The organism is Pseudomonas sp. P5_B2, from assembly GCF_056400445.1.
This window is the reverse complement of the sequence record NZ_JBFULH010000982.1, coordinates 1-1,205: the sequence shown is the minus strand read 5'-3', so window position 1 is coordinate 1,205 and position 1,205 is coordinate 1. Positions and strand designations below refer to the sequence as shown.

At 47.3% G+C, this 1,205-nt stretch carries 1 protein-coding gene; it reads right to left on the bottom strand.

Annotated features, from left to right (window positions below; translation table 11 throughout):
- Positions 1-717: 717 nt before the first annotated feature.
- On the bottom strand, positions 718-1,014 hold the full coding sequence (locus AC1DRJ_RS28510; protein ID WP_477805084.1) for a hypothetical protein: 297 nt from the start codon (positions 1,012-1,014) through the stop codon (positions 718-720).
- Positions 1,015-1,205 lie beyond the last annotated feature (191 nt).

Genomic DNA, 1,205 nt, shown 5'->3' with positions numbered 1-1,205 from the left:
GAAGGGCACCGATGCGATATTGATCAACTATGGTGCCTTAAGCGGACTCACTCAGCGAGCGGCCGTAGGCTCTTCGCGCCGACAAGGCCCTAATGTGCGTTTTTACACACTCTGGGCCGAAAACAGCCGTTCATGACAGGCTGTTTGCGGCCAAAAACCGTCACTGCATCAGCACAGGTATAGGTTGGGAGTACCCGCCGGAGCCGTGGACTATTCATCTCAAGTCAGTGTTTACTTAGCGCTGACAGCGCTAACCAATGATTTCCTTTATTCGACTCGTGTACCCGTGGTCCAACCACCTAATTGAGAGGACACTCTAGCGTTATAAGCCACCAGATTAATCACAGTAAAGACGCTCATCCGCTCCAGAGGCAAGAGACTTATCCTACAGGTAGGAACACGTGAATTAAACACCAGTTCTGCGTCTCTAATTCGCTGAGTGCTGGGCATTCCATTTTGCATCGTATAGGTGGCACTAAATTTCGGTTTTGGTAACGCGTGCAAAGAACAGGCGATGGAGCGCCAACGTGACATCAATAATACAAACGCCATGGCTGTGATGGCGGATTTTTGCAAACAGACAACACACCTGACAAACCAAAAAACCCTTAAAGCTTCGAAAGTCTACCCGGATTTTTGTATCGCCATAAAACTTGAAAAAACTTAGTGTATTGGAAATAGTAATGGCGAGTATTGAAGGCTCGCCATTTTGGGTGTCTAGAGAGTAGCAATCATGCCTGAAGGCCAGCTTCCGTTGTTCGAGACGGCTTCTAAACACAAGTCAACATCACTTACAGGCCAACACACAAAGAAGCCTCCATCGCTAAGCCTCGGATGTTTGAACTTCCATGTCCGTTCACTTTCTTGATTAAGCTGAGGAACTGATCCACCCAATCGAATGATGGTGAAAAATCCGGCTGGCGTCGGTTGTCGTTCAATCACTTCACTAGACCCCTGCTCAAAAACCCCCAGCATCTCTTGAAGTGCCATTACTTCTAGCGATTCGAGCTGCATCGAGTTTACCTACTCGTGACTTTTAATGGTGCGCCGAGGCATCGCCATCTATTCGTTGTTTAGCCCATAAGAAAACTTAATTAATTTACTCGCCGTAAATATCAAATTTGAAATAGTGGTCTTGGAMATCCTTGTACACACCGTTTTCCCGGATGACTGCCAAGGCACTGTTGAATCTCTCAGCCAGGGCT